Source organism: Sphingobacterium sp. 1.A.5, from assembly GCF_002734235.1.
Lineage (GTDB): Bacteria > Bacteroidota > Bacteroidia > Sphingobacteriales > Sphingobacteriaceae > Sphingobacterium > Sphingobacterium daejeonense.
In genome coordinates this window covers 57351-74669 of record NZ_PEBA01000056.1, presented here as the reverse complement: position 1 = coordinate 74669, position 17319 = coordinate 57351, and the positions used below count along the sequence as shown (strand labels likewise).

At 34.4% G+C, this 17319-nt stretch carries 16 protein-coding genes; 11 read left to right on the top strand and 5 right to left on the bottom strand.

All coding sequences use genetic code 11. The features are described from left to right. The first annotated feature begins 1 nt into the window (after position 1). Together CRT24_RS16080 and CRT24_RS16075 are read left to right on the top strand one after the other, a co-directional pair. Positions 2–1126: a histidine kinase gene (locus tag CRT24_RS16080; RefSeq protein WP_099372203.1), complete on the top strand. Its 1125-nt coding sequence runs from the start codon at positions 2–4 to the stop codon at positions 1124–1126. Next, positions 1123–2835 carry an ATP-binding protein gene (locus CRT24_RS16075; protein ID WP_099372349.1) on the top strand — a complete coding sequence of 571 codons (1713 nt, stop codon included), beginning with the start codon at positions 1123–1125 and terminating at the stop codon, positions 2833–2835. The genes CRT24_RS16080 and CRT24_RS16075 overlap by 4 nt, the downstream gene beginning before the upstream one ends. Here CRT24_RS16075 and CRT24_RS16070 read toward each other — a convergent pair. Then, positions 2832–3143, bottom strand: a complete 312-nt coding sequence (locus CRT24_RS16070) for a hypothetical protein (protein ID WP_218962652.1) — start codon at positions 3141–3143, stop codon at positions 2832–2834. The two genes, CRT24_RS16075 and CRT24_RS16070, sit on opposite strands and share 4 nt — an antisense overlap. Positions 3144–3737: 594 nt before the next feature. Here CRT24_RS16070 and CRT24_RS16065 point away from each other — a divergent pair. The 6 genes from CRT24_RS16065 (at position 3738) to CRT24_RS16040 (ending at position 9900) form a co-directional block, all read left to right on the top strand. Beyond that, positions 3738–3920, top strand: a complete 183-nt coding sequence (locus tag CRT24_RS16065; protein WP_099372202.1) for a hypothetical protein — start codon at positions 3738–3740, stop codon at positions 3918–3920. Positions 3921–3940: 20 nt separating this feature from the next. After that, on the top strand, positions 3941–5560 hold the full coding sequence (locus tag CRT24_RS16060; RefSeq protein ID WP_099372201.1) for a hypothetical protein: 1620 nt from the start codon (positions 3941–3943) through the stop codon (positions 5558–5560). 548 nt (positions 5561–6108) lie between these two features. After that, the gene (locus CRT24_RS16055) at positions 6109–6798 is read left to right on the top strand and encodes a hypothetical protein (RefSeq protein ID WP_099372200.1); all 690 of its coding nucleotides are present in this window, start codon (positions 6109–6111) and stop codon (positions 6796–6798) included. A 108-nt stretch (positions 6799–6906) separates the two neighbouring features. Further along, on the top strand, positions 6907–7845 hold the full coding sequence (locus CRT24_RS16050; RefSeq protein WP_099372199.1) for a DUF5106 domain-containing protein: 939 nt from the start codon (positions 6907–6909) through the stop codon (positions 7843–7845). 200 nt (positions 7846–8045) lie between these two features. Continuing rightward, positions 8046–8447: a hypothetical protein gene (locus CRT24_RS16045; protein WP_099372198.1), complete on the top strand. Its 402-nt coding sequence runs from the start codon at positions 8046–8048 to the stop codon at positions 8445–8447. A gap of 244 nt (positions 8448–8691) precedes the next feature. Further along, positions 8692–9900 (top strand): MFS transporter, encoded by a 1209-nt coding sequence (locus CRT24_RS16040; RefSeq protein WP_099372197.1) that lies wholly within the window; start codon positions 8692–8694, stop codon positions 9898–9900. On the opposite strand, the gene CRT24_RS16035 is transcribed toward CRT24_RS16040, so the two are convergent. Continuing rightward, positions 9897–10505: a trans-aconitate 2-methyltransferase gene (locus CRT24_RS16035; protein WP_099372196.1), complete on the bottom strand. Its 609-nt coding sequence runs from the start codon at positions 10503–10505 to the stop codon at positions 9897–9899. The two genes, CRT24_RS16040 and CRT24_RS16035, sit on opposite strands and share 4 nt — an antisense overlap. A 6-nt stretch (positions 10506–10511) precedes the next feature. Continuing rightward, entirely contained in the window at positions 10512–11072 is a 561-nt protein-coding gene (locus CRT24_RS16030; protein WP_099372195.1) for a DUF4230 domain-containing protein, read from the bottom strand. 286 nt (positions 11073–11358) lie between these two features. Between CRT24_RS16030 and CRT24_RS16025 the strand changes: the two genes are divergently transcribed. Together CRT24_RS16025 and CRT24_RS16020 are read left to right on the top strand one after the other, a co-directional pair. Next, complete coding sequence (locus tag CRT24_RS16025) at positions 11359–12792, top strand: YgcG family protein (RefSeq protein WP_180269154.1); 1434 nt, start codon at positions 11359–11361, stop codon at positions 12790–12792. Between the two features lie 13 nt (positions 12793–12805). Then, positions 12806–13582 (top strand): hypothetical protein, encoded by a 777-nt coding sequence (locus CRT24_RS16020; protein ID WP_099372194.1) that lies wholly within the window; start codon positions 12806–12808, stop codon positions 13580–13582. Here CRT24_RS16020 and CRT24_RS20725 read toward each other — a convergent pair. Then, positions 13574–14008 (bottom strand): hypothetical protein, encoded by a 435-nt coding sequence (locus CRT24_RS20725; RefSeq protein ID WP_144034600.1) that lies wholly within the window; start codon positions 14006–14008, stop codon positions 13574–13576. The two genes, CRT24_RS16020 and CRT24_RS20725, sit on opposite strands and share 9 nt — an antisense overlap. A 316-nt stretch (positions 14009–14324) precedes the next feature. On the opposite strand from CRT24_RS20725, the gene CRT24_RS16005 reads away from it, so the two are divergent. Next, positions 14325–15392 (top strand): hypothetical protein, encoded by a 1068-nt coding sequence (locus tag CRT24_RS16005; protein WP_099372191.1) that lies wholly within the window; start codon positions 14325–14327, stop codon positions 15390–15392. A gap of 61 nt (positions 15393–15453) precedes the next feature. Here the strand turns inward: CRT24_RS16005 and CRT24_RS16000 are convergent, their stop codons facing one another. Then, entirely contained in the window at positions 15454–17307 is a 1854-nt protein-coding gene (locus CRT24_RS16000; protein WP_218962651.1) for a glycoside hydrolase family 2 protein, read from the bottom strand. Between the last annotated feature and the right edge of the window lie 12 nt (positions 17308–17319).

The following is a 17319-nucleotide window of genomic DNA, read 5'->3' as shown; positions in this document are numbered from 1 at the left end:
TATGGAAGCACAGCGTAAATCGGCAGAACATTTCCTTGATTTGATCAAACAATCCCGTCGGGGGAAGTTTAAGATCTATCTTGGTATGTGTGCTGGCGTGGGTAAGACATACAGAATGCTTCAGGAATCTCATGACTTATTGAGAAACGGAATTGACGTTCAAATAGCTTATATTGAAACCCACGACAGAGAAGATACCATAAAAATGTTGGCTGGTTTACCCTTGCTGCCAAGAAAGCAAATTTATTATAAAGGAAATGAATTAGATGATTTGGATGTGGATCTGGTATTACAGAAGCATCCTGAAGTAGTAGTCGTCGATGAATTGGCACATACAAATGTGCCGGGAAGTAAAAATGAGAAACGATGGCAGGATGTAATGGAAATTTTGGATGCTGGAATAAACGTTATATCGGCTGTCAATATTCAGCATTTGGAAGGTCTTCAAGCAGAAGTTGGAGACATGCTTTCAGTACCAGTTTATGAGCGAATTCCAGACCGTGTTATTCAATCGGCAGATGAAGTTCTATTTGTCGATATTTCTGTAGAAGATCTCTTGAGTAGGTTAAAAGAAGGGAAAATCTATAAGAAAGAAAAAATAGAAACGGCATTAAGAAACTTCTTTCAATCCGAGCAATTATTGTTGTTAAGAGAGCTAGCGCTGAAGGAGGTTGCAGTTCATGCTATCAAAAAACATGAAAAGGAAAAACCTTCGGATTCAAAGCATAAAATTGAAAGGTTTATGGTGTGTATAGGCACAGATGAAAAGAAAGCCAAAAATTTAATTCGAAGAACGTGCAGGTTGGCTAGTTACTATCAGGCTGAGTGGTACATCCTATATATTCAAACACCCAAAGAGAGCGTCAATAAAATTGCATTGGATAAGCAACGTTATCTAATTAATAATTTTAAATTGGCAACGGAATTGGGCGGACAGGTTATTCAAGTTCAAGGAAAAGATGTCCCCGAGAATATAGTGGATCAAGTACTAAGGATGAGAATAACTACAGTCTGTATAGGTAGACCGTATTGGCCATTCTTAAGAATATTATGGGCCATGGGTATGTTCAGGAGATTAATGAAAAAATTAGAAAAAATTCAAGTGGACTTAATTATTCTGTCATGAAAATTAAAGCTAAACTTTATTTAGGAATAGGATTGTTGTTTTTGATGATTCTAATTCAGGCAACAGTAAGTACGCTGTTTGTCAGTTCACTCAAAAAAGACACGGAAAATGTGCTATCTGCAAACTATAATTCAGTAGAATATGCACGAAATATGCTCAAAGCTTCTGAAGAAATTCAACTAAAAAATGATGCGATTTTGCAGCTTGAGGATAATTTTGAGAAACAGAAATTGAATGTTACTGAACCTGGTGAGAGGGAAATCACAGATCAGTTATCACAACAATTAGAAAAATTGAAAAGCAATCCCAATGATCCCCTTATTAATCAAAACTTTCGAACTGCTTTAGTAGAGCTTATGACAGTCAATATGGATGCGATCGTTAAAAAAAGCGATCACGCTCAGGAAACTGCGGGGAATGCCTTTGTGCTAATTTCTGTTGTTGGTGCTCTTTGTTTTTTAATTGGCTTCGTTCTGTTTGTAAATCTTCCAAGTAATATCGCCAATCCTATCAAAAAGCTCAGTGACAGTATTAGGGAAATTTCTCGTCAGAACTATAATCAGAGGGTGTATATAGAGGGTAAAAGTGAATTTGCTGAATTGGCCGGTTCATTTAATGTTATGGCAGAGAAACTTCAGGAATATTCCAACAGTAAATTGGACCAAATTCTTGAAGAAAAAAAACGCGTCGAAACATTGGTGAACAGTATGCATGACCCTGTAATCGGTCTTGACGAAAATAGAACAATAACCTTTATCAATGATGAGGCATTACAAGTTTCTGGATTAAAAAGAACTGACTTACTGCAATTAAACACCCGTGATTTAATCATGAAGAACGATCTGATCAGAGACTTAACAGATTCTTCAAACCAAATGTCGACAATTAAAATAGTCGTAGACAATAAAGAATCCTATTTCGACAAGGAAATAATTCCAATGGAAATAACACCAACAGGAGAGACAAAGAGCCAAAAAATAGGGGAGTTGATCGTCTTAAAAAATGTAACAGCATTTAAGGAATTAGATGTGGCAAAAACTAATTTTATTGCTACTGTTTCTCATGAGCTCAGGACGCCAATAGCGTCTATACAATTGAGTTCAGAATTGTTAAAGCATCCTAGAACTGGCACCTTGTCTGACGATCAGAAAAAACTACTTTCTGGCATTGAAGAAGATAGTTTGAGGTTATTGCGGATTACAAGTGAGTTGCTCAATGTTTCGCAAGTTGAGACCGGCAATATAAAATTATATTCTCAAATCACCAGTCCTATACCTATTGTACAATACGCAATAAATGCTACCAGAATGCAAGCGGAACAGAAACAAATTGACATTGAAACCCAAATCGATGAGACATTGCCGAAGATTTATGTGGATGAAGAGAAAACTGCATGGGTTTTGACAAACTTTATTACCAATGCAATCCGATATTCTCCTGAAAACAGTAAGATTATAGTTAGTCTAAAAAATAACTCTAAGGAACTGATTTTCTCAGTAAAAGATCATGGTAAAGGAATTGATGAGGCTTATAAAAACAAAGTTTTTGATCGATATTTTCAGATTCCAGGCAGCGTACGGACAGGAACTGGGCTTGGGCTTTCCATTTCCAAGGATTTTATTGAGAACCAAGGTGGAAAGATCTCCGTCGAAAGTGAATTAGGGGTAGGGAGCACATTTTCTTTTAGGATACCGGTAATAAATACTTAATCTATCAGATAGGTTTCAAAGTGAGTGACATTTTCTTCAAATTCCAATAAGTATTTTTTGTCTTCTTTATAGTATCGAGCTTTTTCAAACTTCTCTCCGGCAAATTCTTTTATACTATCAACAGAATCCCATTCAGTAACCGTCATAAAATGACAGATGTCGTGATCTATCCGTCGGAGTACTTTGGTGGATAGATTTCCTTTGATGCTGCGGTAATCTTTAATACCTGTATCGAATAAATAATTTAGGTACTCATCAGCATCTTCTTTTTTGGTTATTCCGTGCCAAATCCTTGTTATTATCTTCATGGTTTTTCCTCCTTTCGAACGGTTATATTCTAATTTACTGAATATTTTTGAGTAAAAATTGGGTTCAACTCGACGTTTTGCCGGGATTGTTCCCAAAAATCAGTGGCTTTTTTGCTATCCATACACCTTGGATTGTGTGATTTTTTATTTGAATAAGTATTGCTGAACGATTAAGCGAGGAAATTATTTTATCTATTAATAAATAATAACGTTAAGAAATATATCGATTAATCTTTAGTTTCTTCATTCTAATATATTTTTAAAACTAGTTTGATTTTAAGTGAAGTTAACTTCCTAGTAACAATACTTAAGATTATTATTAGCGTAGAGAAGATTTTTTAAGCGCTAAATTTTTACTGAATTTCTCAAAAATTAACCAATGGTTTATGCATAAAATTCTAATGTAAATAGATTACTACATTGGTGAATAATTTAAATTACAGGAATTTATTTGTTTAAATATTGATATATGTTTGCAGTGTTAATTGTTAATAATTTATTAATATTAAAAGTTTGTCTAAATAGTTAATTAAAGTTAAAGCGTTTAAGATTGATTTTATTGACAGGGCAATTTAAATATCTATCAATACAAGAATGAAAAGAAATAAGATTGAAACCTATGTGTCTCCGCGTATTGTGGAGCTAAAGATTGAGCTAGAGCAAGGTATCCTTGCTTCATCGGCTACATTCACTCCTGGTGATGGTACAGATGGAAACTATACTCCAGAGGTAGATGATTGGTATGACAGTACTGGGCATCAAGAAATTGAATTATAAAAAATCTGAAATTATAAGAAATGAAATCAAATCTAAAAAGGCCACATGCTAATAGTTTTATTAAGGCTTTATTGTTAGGGGTTTTGTTCTCTAGTTTATTAGCTAGTTGTAACAAGGAAACCAATTCGGCTGTAGACCTACCTACAGGCGATGCTACCTTAAGTATTGATGTTGCAGGTGTTAATGATGAAGAAGAAGGAGAAAAGAAAACATCTGTTAGTAAAAGTGCCATGAATTCTACTGGTTATGGTGAAATATTAAGCTCTAAAGAAGTATCATATGAAGGATTAGATGCTATTATAAGTTCGCGGATCGATCAGAAGAGGGATTCAAGATCTATTGTGGCAAACAATCGAAAAAACAGTGGATCAAACTCTGAATTACGTGCTGCAGTCATGACTCCGGGTATAAAATATAGATTATTACTTTACTTAAACGGGACATTTGTTAAATCTGTAGCTGCTGAATCTGGCGTTGCATCTCATGTGGAGGTTAGTAAAGATGTGGAGTATAATTGGTATGCATTTTCATATAATAGTACAGATGATATTCCGGATGTAACTAATACTTCAGCTCCAACCGTAGAATCTAAGGTAGATAAGCCATTACTATATGCTAGTGGGACTGTAATGGTTACTGGCGAAGGCGTTGTTGACAAGCCTTTGAGAGTGCAATTTGCCCATCGCACTGCAAGAGTGGGTGCGGAAATAAGTGCTAGAGGAGCTTTCGCTGGAATTGAAAGCGTATCTGCTAGTTTCGCAAGTTCCGAATATATCAAAAAAGGCAATCTAAATTTGTTGACAGGGTTATATGAATCCACATCTACAGTTGATGTAGGTAACTTGGTGTTTACTCCTTTTAGTGCAGCAACTAAAGATACAATTAAGGTTGCTTATTATTATACTGCTGGACAAGGAGCAAATTCAGCAATTAAAGTAAATGTTCAGGCATTGACATTAAAATTGGATCTTGGAGATACTCGGGTATTTACAAATATGCAGTTTTCAGACAATGTAGACTTAAGCTGGGGTTATAGAAGAACTGTGTTTTTGGATTTAATTGAATCACCATTGACAGTAAACGGGATAAAATGGGCTAGAACAAATTTATATTTTAGTCAAGCAGATAGGGCATATCGATTTAGACATCAGATTCATGATCCATATAACAGAAGTACTGAAGAATATTGGAATTTCAAAGCGCCATTCCCTAATGGTACAATCGGTGCTCAAGATCCATGTACTTTAGTTTATCCAAAAAATAAATGGAGAATGCCTAATGGGGATGAAACGCGGAATTTGATTGCCGTTAAAGATAGTGGAAGAACACTGAATGCGGATTATGTAGAATATACCGCTACTGGCACTGCGGCACCTTATCCAAGTAATAAGCTTAGAATTAATAAAATGGGTTATTACAATATTGCATTGGGGATATTTGGACTTCTTAGCGATGATAAGCAAGATGGATATTTTTGGGTTAATGAAACTGGAATTTTTGGAGGCGCTTTAACAGGTGTTAATAACTATAGGGTAAGTGATACTAGGGAGTTTTTAGTAACCGGTGATTATGTTTTTGAGCATTGGGCTCAGTCTTCTTGGGGAGGTGCTGAGAATATAAGGTGTGTTAGAAACGAATAGCGTATAACGATTATTATTGTTTAAGGCTATCTCATTGGGGATAGCCTGTTTTTATTTCTCAATTTTTTTTACTGGTTTTTGAATTTTATTTGCTGTCAACCTACTGTAGTCAATCATTTACAAATAATATTTAAGCCAAGGTGTTCTTATTGTTAAATAAAAATGTTATGAGTAGATTCATATCATAATATGATATTTTTATTTCTTTTTAACCTTTAAATTTGAAGGTATTTTAAATAATTGATGAAACTAAATAAAATATTTGTTTTTTAAAATTAACTAATAGTACAATTAAGTGATTTAAAAAAATTTGCTGCTTTTGAAATAGGCTGTATATTCGTAGTGTTGTTCAGAGAAATTTGGAAAATAATGCTCGGTCACACACGCTGTTAATTTTTCAAAATAAGTTTTTTCAATTAGGTTTCGGTGTTATTATAATAATGCTTAAACCATACGTTCAGAGGCGATAATAAAAAGAAGAAAGAATATCACTAAACTTGAAAATTAAAATTTAAATAAATTCTTCTTTTTAAAATAAAACAACATTAATGAAAAAGATAAGTACTATTATTCTAGCAACGCTGTTTGCTTTAGGTGGTTTCGCGAAGGAACCTATTGAGAAAGATCCTTGGAAAACGAAATTCATGGCAGAAAAAGTTTACCAAGAGACTTCAGATTTAAATCACTGGTTTGTGGGTGCAAGTGTAGGGGGGCAAGTTTATTTTGGTGACCACGATAAACAATTGTCATTTGGAAAGAGAATAACCCCACAGTTTGAAATTTACGCAGGTAAATGGTTGAACGAAAGATTTGGTTTAAGACTTGGATTAAATGGAATTAATTACAAAGGTCTTACCCAGACTTCGATGTATGGCACAGGAGAGATTTTTCATGCTGGACAGAATTTAGAGTATCAAAAATTCAACTTCATCAATGTGCATGCAGATTTTATGTTCAACTGGACAAACGATGCCTTAGGATATGATCCAGCCCGTTTGTATAACCTGATCCCTTATGTTGGAATTGGTTTTGGAGCAGTACTATCAGATCCAGGATCATTAAAGTTCAGTCCAAACTTGGGTATCCTGCAAACATTCCGTCTTTCAGACGCATTGGATTTAACTCTAGACATTAGAGGAAATTTATATGGTGATGAATTCGACGGTGAGGTTGGAGGAAGAAATTTTGAAGGGGCAGCTTCTACTTCGGTAGGAGTAAAATACACCCTCAATAGATAAGCTTAGATTCACTAACTATTAATAATTAGCCTTGGTCTCGCCCGATATCAAGGCTTCTTTTTTTTAGCTTAGTAGATTATTCATATATTTATTTGCTTAATAAAACATATGAGAATAAATAGACTATACTACATGTTCATGGCTGCAATTGTCCTTTTTGCAACATCATGTAATCAAAACAAAAAATCAGGAGACAATAGCAATTCAACAGAACTAGAATCTAATACTTATACTGTTCCTAAAGCTCCCGAGAATATCCAAGGTGAAAGTGCTAAAATCAATTATGTTTTCACTCATTTTTGGGACGATTTCAATTTCCGAGATACTGCCAAAGTATTTGATCCAAATTACGGAGAACAAGCGATAGTCGATTATATTGGACATTTTCCTTTGGTAGGAATTGATACGTTAAAGGAAGGTGTTGAAAACGTTTTGAATGAGGCTAAAATTGAACCCAAAGTCTTCGATTTTTTTAAATATCAATTTGAAAATTACCTCTCTAATCCTAATTCTCCTGCAAGGAATGATTTATATTATGAAATTGTTCTTGATAAATTAATTGCTTCCGGCAAGTTAACTCCGGATGAAGTAACAAAATATGAATCCTTGCTTCCTTTATTGCGCAAAAACAAGCCAGGTACAGAAGCAACTGACTTTAAATATTTAATGACTGATGGAACAACTTCTGATTTAAAGTCAATAGAGGCTCCATTTACATTGTTGATGTTTTATGAACCGGGATGTAGTACGTGTGAAGAAACCATCGAACATATCAAGAACAATCAAGGATTTAATTCAGTTCTTGAAAATGGTGCTCTTAAAATATTAGCTATTTATCCAGATGGTGATATGGATATCTGGAAAAATTACCAAAAAAATATTCCAACAAACTGGATCAATGGCTTAGATTCTGATCAATCTGTAGTAAGCAAAGGGTTGTATATGATCAAAGCAACTCCAACTATTTATCTATTAGACAAGGATAAAAAGGTAATCTTAAAAGATTCTAACTTAAATGAAGTCATTAAGTTCTTTCAAAATATTTAAAGTCTAACATACTATTATAATTAAGCCAGGATTTTCCTGGCTTTTTTGTTTTACTGTTGATTATTAGATTTTTAGATAATTTAGTATATAAGCTGTATATAAATTTTTTGACTATGTATATGTAATGTGTCACTGAAAATTCTTTCTAAACGCTTTTTAAGAAGAAATTTATTGAATAGAATAAATTAATAAAATACATTATGAAAATTAGAAATTTGAAGTTAATTGCTATTGTGTTCGGCTTGTTTATGATAGCATCCTGTACAGGTCAGAAAGGTGATATGACAAAGGATCCTAAATATGCTGATATTGCAAATAATATTTTCATCACCAATGGACCATTGTTTTATTATCATTACACGCATTCCGATGGTGGAAAATCAGGGTATTTTTTATCAAGAGAGAGTTCAGTTCCAAATGCAGAGCTGAAGGCAGAAATTCCAGCAGGTTCACATGTAAAGATTTCCAAAGTGTTTGAGGTTCCTAATAAGGAAGGAGGAGTCAAGGCGATGGTTGAAGGAGATGTTATACCTGATGGTTCCAAAGAAGGCTTTAAATATATGGCAGTATACAATGATATTGAGCCCGCCTTGAAGAAATAATTTTCTAATAGACACCAAAAAGGTACACTGCAAGGTGTGCCTTTTTTGGTTATTGTTAATTTATTGTAACATTACCGTAATGTTTTTTACTAAAGCTAAAATTAGCCTTTGATTTATTTGTTAACGATATTTTAAGGCTTACATTTGTCTCAGTTTTAGTTTACCCTCCCAATAATAATTTATTGTCTGGATATACTTTTGATGTTTAATAATTGCAGTCAGCAAATAATTTATTTATCATTTTATGCCACAAAAGACTTTTTCATTTGATCAAACCAAAACTTCGTATTCCATACTAATTGCTATAGCCATAGCCCATCTATCCAATGATATGATTCAGGCCATCATCCCGGCATCATATCCTTTACTCAAAGAAAACTTTCATTTAAGTTTTGCGCAGATTGGGGTAATTACGTTTTGTTTTCAATTATCTTCATCCTTGCTGCAACCGATTGTAGGTGCATATACAGACAAAAATCCAAAGCCTTATTCTCAAATTTTTGCTATGTTCTTCAGTATTATTGGTATTATCGCGCTTGCCTATTCCAATAATTATTATTCGGTGTTATTCTCGGTTACCATGGTTGGAATTGGTTCATCCATTTTTCATCCTGAATCTTCGAGGGTTGCATTTCTTTCTTCTGGTGGGAAAAGAAGCTTGGCTCAGTCTATATTTCAAATCGGTGGAAATACTGGCTCGGCGCTAGCACCATTATTACTTGCACTGTTTGTCCTTCCCCATGGGCAACGCTATATTCTATGGTTTTTAATTATTGCAATTGTTGCTCAGTTTGTTCTGGGCTATATTGCATCTTGGTACAAACAAGTTTTGGAATCTGTAAAAGGACAAACTAAAAAGCTTATTAAGGTACCTGACCTATCAAATACTACAATTAACTTCTCCATATTTATTCTATTGCTGCTTATTTTTTCTAAATATGTATATATAGCTAGTATTACAAGTTATCTGCAGTTCTATATGATGGAAAAATTTGCTATTACTGATGTTCAAGCCCAAGTATATCTGTTTTATTTCTTGATTGCCATTGCGTTAGGAACATTATTTGGAGGATTCCTTGGAGATTATTTGGGTAGAAAATATATTATTTGGTTCTCGGTATTAGGCTGTGCTCCATTTACTTTGTTGTTGCCATTTGCTAGTTTGTTCTGGACTGGAATATTGGTATTTATTATTGGTTTAATTATGGCATCTGCATTTCCATCCATTTTAGTTTATGCTCAGGAGCTGCTTCCAAGAAAATTGGGGATGGTGTCAGGATTATTTTATGGATTTGCCTTTGGAATGGGAGGTCTAGGGGCTGCCTTTTTAGGATATTGGGCAGATCATACATCCTTAGAAAATATTTACCTGGTTTGTTCCTATTTACCTTTGATTGGTATTATGGCTTATTTCTTGCCAAACATGAAGAAAGTAAGGTTTCATGAAGTTTAGGGTAAATATTTGGCAAGCCATACTGTTGCACCACCACAATGAACATCATTGGCGGTATAGTTGATCAATTCAAAATTGTTCTTTTTCAGCAATTCATTATAATCTTCTGTGGAAAGAGATGAATGATAGAGTTGCTTACCATTGATTTCTGACCAAACTTCAGTTTTTTCAGTTCCAGTAGTTAGTAATAGCAACCCGTTTGGAAAAAGTAATTCCTTGAACTTAGAGAACATTTCTATTTGATCAGGTTGCTGAAGATGAAAAAAGCTATGCCAAGCAATAATAGCATCAAATTTTTGATTTAAAGCCAATTCTCTCATATCCTGTACATAGAATTCCCCTGAAGGAAAATTCTTTTTAGCAATACCAATCATTTTTTCACTTGCATCAACTCCGACGACTTTGAATTTTTTATGGATTAAATATTCATAGATTGGTTTTCCTGTTCCACAACCTAGATCTAGGATTCTTGCATTTGCAGGCAGTTTTGATATCAATGAGTCGAGATGGTCTTTTTCCATAAGGGATTGGCTTCTGTTTTCAAAAAACCAATCCCCAACAATATCATAGACCTTAAATACATTCTTTTTTTCTAGATCCTTCATAGATTACTAATCAAATGTTAGGTTTATTTTGGTGTACCCAAGTCCTTCCAACAATGGCCTAAGTACATGGGTAGCATTATTTTTGGTTTGTTCTAGGATATCGGATTTATTCACCTGTCTAGTGATTTCCTCTTCCGCAGCCTTAAATGCCTCGTCTACCAAAGTAGCTTCTCTGAAGAAAGCCATCTTGGTATCATAGACCTTAGATGATTTGTGATCTATCTTAACATAGCATATTTCAGGTTTTGGAAGGTTAATGGTAACTGAATCCTCCATTACTTTAACATCTTCAGGAGTCAACTTGCTCAAGTCAATACAACCAACAGCATCTGCTTTTATTATTAATAATACACTTGCATCAGGAAGATAAGCTGTCATGTTTTTATGCTCGACCACATCACTCAGTCTATACTTCACTAATTCTAGTTTACCCATAGCTTCGATTTTTTCAACCAAAACCTGGTGTCTAGTTTCTTTCGTTGGCCCAGGTTTTATCCTTTCCCATACAAACCACGTTATACCTATAATCAATCCTAAGATGATTAATATTTTTAGCAATTTTGTCATAAACTACAATTCTCAAATTACAGACCATTTCTATTTTCTTCTGTCAAGAAACTGTAATGGTAATGTTAATACCTGATTAGTAACCAATTAATTACAATTTCTTAATATATGTCAGGTTTTACATGACAGAATGTTTATCTACATTATATATATGAACTAATATATCTTAGATAATAGCATGTATTATTTTCTTAAATTTAATCATGCTTTCTAAGACATATTACTGATGAATTGTATAATGATCAATCTAAACAAAATAAACCGTGTAATTTTACTAATAGGTTTCATGCTATTTTTTGTGCCATGCCTGAAAGCACAAAAGATCTATACAGTAGACCAAGTTCCAAGCCCGAAGGCAGCTGGGCAAGATTATTATGTCAGTAATCCCGACCATATATTAGATGAGGCTACAGTTGCTATCCTAGACAGTATATCGTTGGATATTGATAAAACAACTGGTTCGGAATATGCCCTTGTTATTGTAGATGATTTTGAGGGAGACGACGACTTTCAATTTGCATATGATTTGTTTAATAAATGGGGGATTGGTAAAAGCGAGACCAACAATGGATTGCTTTTGTTTATAGCCAAAAATAAAAGAATGTACAGATTTATTTCAGGTTATGGAATGGAGTCTATATTTCCCGATGCCTATTTAAAACGAGTAGGAGAAAAGTTTTTAGTGCCAAATTTCAAAAATGAAGATTACGATAGAGGGGTTTTAGAGGCTAGTGAATTTATAGCACAAATTTTAAAATCTCCAGACTCCATTAAAGAATTGGAGCGGATGATGCCTGAAGCTATGCCGTTTTTCAGTTGGAAAAATCCAATCTTGAAAAATACTTTATTGGTTGTAGGTTTTTTTTTGGCCCTTTATGTCTATATACACCTAATAGGTAAGAAATTAAAAAGCCCTAAAAAGAAATTAAGACCTATTGCCCCGATTTTTTTTGGATTGGGATGTATGTTATTACTCATGTTTATTACGCTTTTCATTTTTGCATTCTTGTTTAATAATTTGGAAAAGGTGTATCAACTTAAAAATCTACCTTATTTCGCGTTTGTTCTTGGAGGATTGATTTTATCTGCAAAAATATTTGACACACAGGAAGTTATTAATAAAAGTTATGTGGATGAAAAAGATAAAGAATTAGCTTTAAAGAAGTTTTCTGCCTATGCTATAATTCCCTCAATTATAGCTCCATTATCATTATTTGGATTAGGATGGATTTTCAATAAGACCATTAAGAATAAAAAAAGGTTTACTCCACCTGATCAATCTGGGGAATGGGAAAGGATTAAGAGAACCTCAAACAAGAAAGAGACAAGCAGTTATTTGGATCAAGGGAATATTAAAGAGGAGAAAGTCGGAGCCAGGAAATATGAGATTTGGCGAAACACAAAAACAAACAAAATCCAATTGATTCCTTGGGATATAAAGAAGAGATTTACAGAATGTCCAGAATGTCATTATATGACTTTAGAGAAAATCAATAAAACAGTTAAGAATCCAACATATACTGCTACCGGTACAGGCGAAACTATAGAAAAATGCCTCAACTGCAGTTATAGGAATGTTATTGATATATTTACCATCCCTAAAAAGACCAAGAGTTCTAGTGACGGCAGTGGGTCATCTAGTGGAGGTTCTTCCGGTGGTGGGGGTGGAAGCTTTGGTGGCGGATCCTCAGGAGGCGGCGGCGCTGGAGGAAGATGGTAACTTATAATTTTTTATGAAAACAATCCATTTATTAATCTTTGTATTAATCCTGCAAGGATGTCAACAGGTAAAAACAAAAAATAGTACACCAGAAATTGCTGATTCCACAACAGTAAAAGTTGATACAGCTATTTTTGAAAATGATACCATTGCTATCTATAAAATAGATTCTTCAGCGTTTATGGAGAATAAACCAACCTCAATAGTAAATGAAGATACCTTGGTCTATGTTGAAGATTTTGTAAAAGCTAAAGAACTGTTAAAAGGAAAGGTTAAGTTTGGCGACTACGACATGGATTCTCATTCGGTAGATACCCTAAAAGAGGGGGCCAATATTTCTTATATCGTTGCGGACTCTGGTGAAACCCTGAAAATTGAGTCCAATCAAGATTTTGCGTATGTAGGGTTTGTTCGATATTATCCAACTGAAAATATAGTTCTTTTTGAAGGTGGACATACATCAGATTACGCTATCGATCTTAAGAATGGGTCCATAGATATTATGGAGGTCGGAAATCCCCAGTACATCCAATATTCTCCAAGCAAGAAATACAGATTAAATGGTTGGTTTCCAGGTCAAGAATGCTCCGATTATTTTATTCAGGAAAAAATTGGGGATACCTATAATGTGCTTGCTAGAATACCAATTCATCTAACGGAGGAAGGTTTTGACCTGTGTACTTTAAAGGATATCTTTTGGTATTCAGATCAAGAGCTTTATTTTAGGAATACTTATTTTGGATTTGAAGAGGATAAACGGTTAGGATATTTTAAGTTGCTTTTAAAATAATTGTTTTTTGTATTTGTATATTTTCTTATTCAAATAAGGTTGATGTATATAATAAAAAAAACATGCTCCTAGAAAATAACAGATGGCATCCATAAAATCAGCTGTATTATAATCCGTAAACATTGGGCTTAAAACTTCAAAAAATATGGAAGTTAAAAATGCCAAAAGGAACAGTTGCTTTAATGAATATTTAAAACCATGCTCTAACCTTAAAATAAATAACCCCAAACAATAAGAAAAATCCGCAATAAGTGGTATAAAAACAATGTCGGTTAACCAATCATTGAGGTAGGGAATGGGATTGCCTGATATTCTAAAATAGCGAATAATTATCCAGCATAAACAATAAAACACAAAAAATGGATCTATTAAAAATAACGCTAGTGCGCGAATGACACGGCGATTAACATAGCTGTAAGTCCACATGACATCAATATTAAAAACATTACCCAACCAACCTGTTTACTTCTTCTCTGAGCTTTTGTGTCATTTGCATCCTCTGGAAAAATAGTCTCTCTTATTTCAAAAAGTTGCCTTTGAAGCCAATTCCTTTTTTTCTCTTTCACATTTTTGAATTTTATGCAAATATAGGAATGTTTATTTCAAGTGGGTTTCGCATTCCTGCTGTATGAAGCAGTTGAATTCATGGTTTTACAATGGAGAGACATTAATTTTCAAAACTAAATCGCTGTGTTTCTGTTATATTATTGAAGATTAATATAAAATTATACACAAAATTTTTATGGCACTAAAAGATATTATTGATTCATTGACACAAAAAAATGAATCTCCTAGCATCACTATTTCATACAATACTTATAAAACTTTCCCAGATAGGGAGAAAAATGGTATCAATTTAAAAAATCTTACCAAAGAGGCTGAAAACAGGGTTATTGAAGAATTTGGGAAGAGAGAATCTGAGGAGATTTTAGAAAAGATTGCCGAGCTTCCTGAACGTTTGGAAGGATTGCAGTTGATGGATAGCTTGCATATATTTATTTCTAAAGATACAGACGAAATCGTCCCATCTCCATGGCCTGTTGACACGGAAGGTGTATTTATTGATGATAATTTTGCAGTAAAACCTTTGATCAAGGCTTTGAATAGAAGCAAGGAATACATGATTTTATCGTTGGCTCAAGGTGGTGCTCATTTATATCAAGCATTAAATGATTCCATTGAAAAAGAAATTACTAACGATGATTTCCCTTTTGACGCAAATCCATTGGAAGTATCAGGTTCCGACACTAAAAAGATTGAAAATCGTCTAAAAGAATATTTCAATCAGATTGACAAAGCAACTGTTGCTGTTCATAACTCCAATGACTTAGATGTTGTGGTAATCTGTACTGAACCCAACTATGCTATGCTGATGGAAGTAGCTGATATCCCTAAAATGTATATTGGCCATGACAATAAAAATTATGATGCTTCGGAAGCAGATAATATGGCTAAACAAGCGTTTGAATCAATTAAAGAGATTCAAAAAGAAGAACGTGGAGTAGCAATAGGCGAATTAAAACAAGCCGTATCTTCTGGACAGGTTCTGACAGATTTACAGGATATTTATCAAGCAGCTATAGATGGTCGCGGTGATTTGCTAATCGTAAATCAAGATTTTGAGCAACCTGTTAAGATGACTTCCGATAGAACATTTGATTTAGCTGAGGATTCAAAAGAACCTGGTGTTGTTGATGATATCGTTTCAACTATTGCTTGGGAAGTGTTGTCAAAAGGCGGAAGATCTTTCTTTACTTCTCAAGAGGAACTAGATGAATTAGGTAAAATAGCTTTGAAAGTGAGGTACTAATACTGAACTTTGAGTAAATAACAAAAATAAAAATGGGCAGTTTTACCTGCCCATTTTTATTTTACTTAACTTGACTAGCGTTATTATACAGCTTATCGTGAATTTCTTTTAATTCATTTGCAGGAATTTTGATAACCTTTCTGTCATAAGTCATCAATCCATTTGTTTCTATTTCCACATCAGTAGTTTGGGTGTATACACCTGCAGACAGACCTAATGGTATTAAGTTGCTAAGATCAGTTACAACTTCGTTGTATCTCTTTTTCAATTCTTCTGCATTTTTGAACGATTGGTAACCCCAATTATCTTTTTGTTGCCAAGTATGGCCTTCAACCGGTAATCCTAGTCCACCATATTCACCTAAAGCCAATACATATTGACTTCCATAAATTTCTGGGCTAGGCATCGCTGCGTCAGGATAATTGTGAATGTCAAAAATATGTCCAGGTGCTCCAAAATTACCGCCAGATGCTCCATTAACAATTCTTGAAGGATCATTTTGGATAGTCCAATCCACTATTTCTTTAGATTTAAACTGTCCCCAAGCTTCATTGAATGGAACCCAAACAACAATAGAAGGGAAGTTGTGTAAAGTCGACATAATAGCTTTCCACTCTTTTCTGTAGATAGCTTCAGATTCTGGAGTACGGTCTTTATCATGTTTACCAGCGCGAATTTTTCCAGGATTCATATCCCAAATATTACCGCCTAAATCCCCACTCGGCATATCTTGCCATACCAAAACTCCTAAACTATCACAATGTCTGTACCATCTTGCAGGTTCTACTTTAATGTGCTTTCTGATCATGTTAAAGCCCATTTCTTTGGTTTTAACCACATCAAATTTTAAAGCTTCATCAGAAGGAGCAGTATGCAAACCATCTGGCCACCACCCTTGGTCTAATGGTCCATAATGGAAAACAAATTTATCGTTCAAGTACATCCTTTGGATACCTTTTGCATCTTTTTTCAACGTGATTTTGCGCATAGCAAAATAGGAATCTGCCTCGTCTATAACTTTACCCTTTCTCAGTACTTTAACTTTAAGATCATAAAGCTTTGGTGAATCTGGAGACCATAATTGAGGGTTGCTGATTTTCAGTTGAGCTTCTTCACCAGCATTGGCTTTAACCTCTGCAATTTTGTTGTTATTATCATAGGCCTCCACCAAAATTTCATCACCTGCTTTTGCTGATGATAATTCTGTTGACACCTTCAAAGCAGAATTGTCAACATCTGGAGTCTGTTTTGTCCTTACAATATGAGTTTCAGGAACTGATTCTAACCATACAGTTTGCCAAATTCCGGATACTGGCGTGTACCAAATTCCGTGTGGGTTGTTGATCTGTTTTCCCCTAGGTTGAGGTCCGTCAGATGTAGGATCCCATACACGGATGGCGATATCTTGTGTTTTACCTTTTTTTATGGCATCTGTAATATCAAAACTGAATGGATCAAATCCTCCTTGATGATTTCCAACATGCTTTCCATTTACATAGATGTCACATTCCCAATCAACAGCACCGAAATTCAATAAAACCCTGCCTTTATTGAGCTTTTTGTCTATGGTGATCTTGTTGTTATACCATAGTGCGTCATCTTTAGTAACTCTTTTTGCTACTCCTGAAAGTGCAGATTCAACCGCAAATGGAACCAAGATGTCACCATCCCAAGAAGAAGGAATGTCTTTTTGATCTTTGTTGGTAATCTTGTATTTCCATAAACCGTTCAAGTTTTGCCAATTGTTTTTCCTCGCCAATTGAGGTCTAGGATACTCTCGGTGTGCATTTTGAGGCGTTACTTGTTCAGCCCATGGTGTAAGGATCTTATCCTTAACCGGTGCCCAGTTTTGAGCATTTCCTTCAGAAAATGTAGCAGCAAGTAAGCAAGCGATTGCAATCGTTTTCTTCATCATATTCTTGTTTAT

What these genes read in the sequence shown, in the direction of transcription:
- CRT24_RS16080 (WP_099372203.1), top strand. Translation starts at nt 2, where the DNA reads ATGGAAGCACAGCGTAAATCGGCAGAACATTTCCTTGATTTGATCAAA.
- CRT24_RS16075 (WP_099372349.1), top strand. Translation starts at nt 1,123, where the DNA reads ATGAAAATTAAAGCTAAACTTTATTTAGGAATAGGATTGTTGTTTTTG.
- CRT24_RS16070 (WP_218962652.1), bottom strand. Translation starts at nt 3,143, where the DNA reads ATGAAGATAATAACAAGGATTTGGCACGGAATAACCAAAAAAGAAGAT.
- CRT24_RS16065 (WP_099372202.1), top strand. Translation starts at nt 3,738, where the DNA reads ATGAAAAGAAATAAGATTGAAACCTATGTGTCTCCGCGTATTGTGGAG.
- CRT24_RS16060 (WP_099372201.1), top strand. Translation starts at nt 3,941, where the DNA reads ATGAAATCAAATCTAAAAAGGCCACATGCTAATAGTTTTATTAAGGCT.
- CRT24_RS16055 (WP_099372200.1), top strand. Translation starts at nt 6,109, where the DNA reads ATGAAAAAGATAAGTACTATTATTCTAGCAACGCTGTTTGCTTTAGGT.
- CRT24_RS16050 (WP_099372199.1), top strand. Translation starts at nt 6,907, where the DNA reads ATGAGAATAAATAGACTATACTACATGTTCATGGCTGCAATTGTCCTT.
- CRT24_RS16045 (WP_099372198.1), top strand. Translation starts at nt 8,046, where the DNA reads ATGAAAATTAGAAATTTGAAGTTAATTGCTATTGTGTTCGGCTTGTTT.
- CRT24_RS16040 (WP_099372197.1), top strand. Translation starts at nt 8,692, where the DNA reads ATGCCACAAAAGACTTTTTCATTTGATCAAACCAAAACTTCGTATTCC.
- CRT24_RS16035 (WP_099372196.1), bottom strand. Translation starts at nt 10,505, where the DNA reads ATGAAGGATCTAGAAAAAAAGAATGTATTTAAGGTCTATGATATTGTT.
- CRT24_RS16030 (WP_099372195.1), bottom strand. Translation starts at nt 11,072, where the DNA reads ATGACAAAATTGCTAAAAATATTAATCATCTTAGGATTGATTATAGGT.
- CRT24_RS16025 (WP_180269154.1), top strand. Translation starts at nt 11,359, where the DNA reads ATGCTATTTTTTGTGCCATGCCTGAAAGCACAAAAGATCTATACAGTA.
- CRT24_RS16020 (WP_099372194.1), top strand. Translation starts at nt 12,806, where the DNA reads ATGAAAACAATCCATTTATTAATCTTTGTATTAATCCTGCAAGGATGT.
- CRT24_RS20725 (WP_144034600.1), bottom strand. Translation starts at nt 14,008, where the DNA reads ATGTGGACTTACAGCTATGTTAATCGCCGTGTCATTCGCGCACTAGCG.
- CRT24_RS16005 (WP_099372191.1), top strand. Translation starts at nt 14,325, where the DNA reads ATGGCACTAAAAGATATTATTGATTCATTGACACAAAAAAATGAATCT.
- CRT24_RS16000 (WP_218962651.1), bottom strand. Translation starts at nt 17,307, where the DNA reads ATGATGAAGAAAACGATTGCAATCGCTTGCTTACTTGCTGCTACATTT.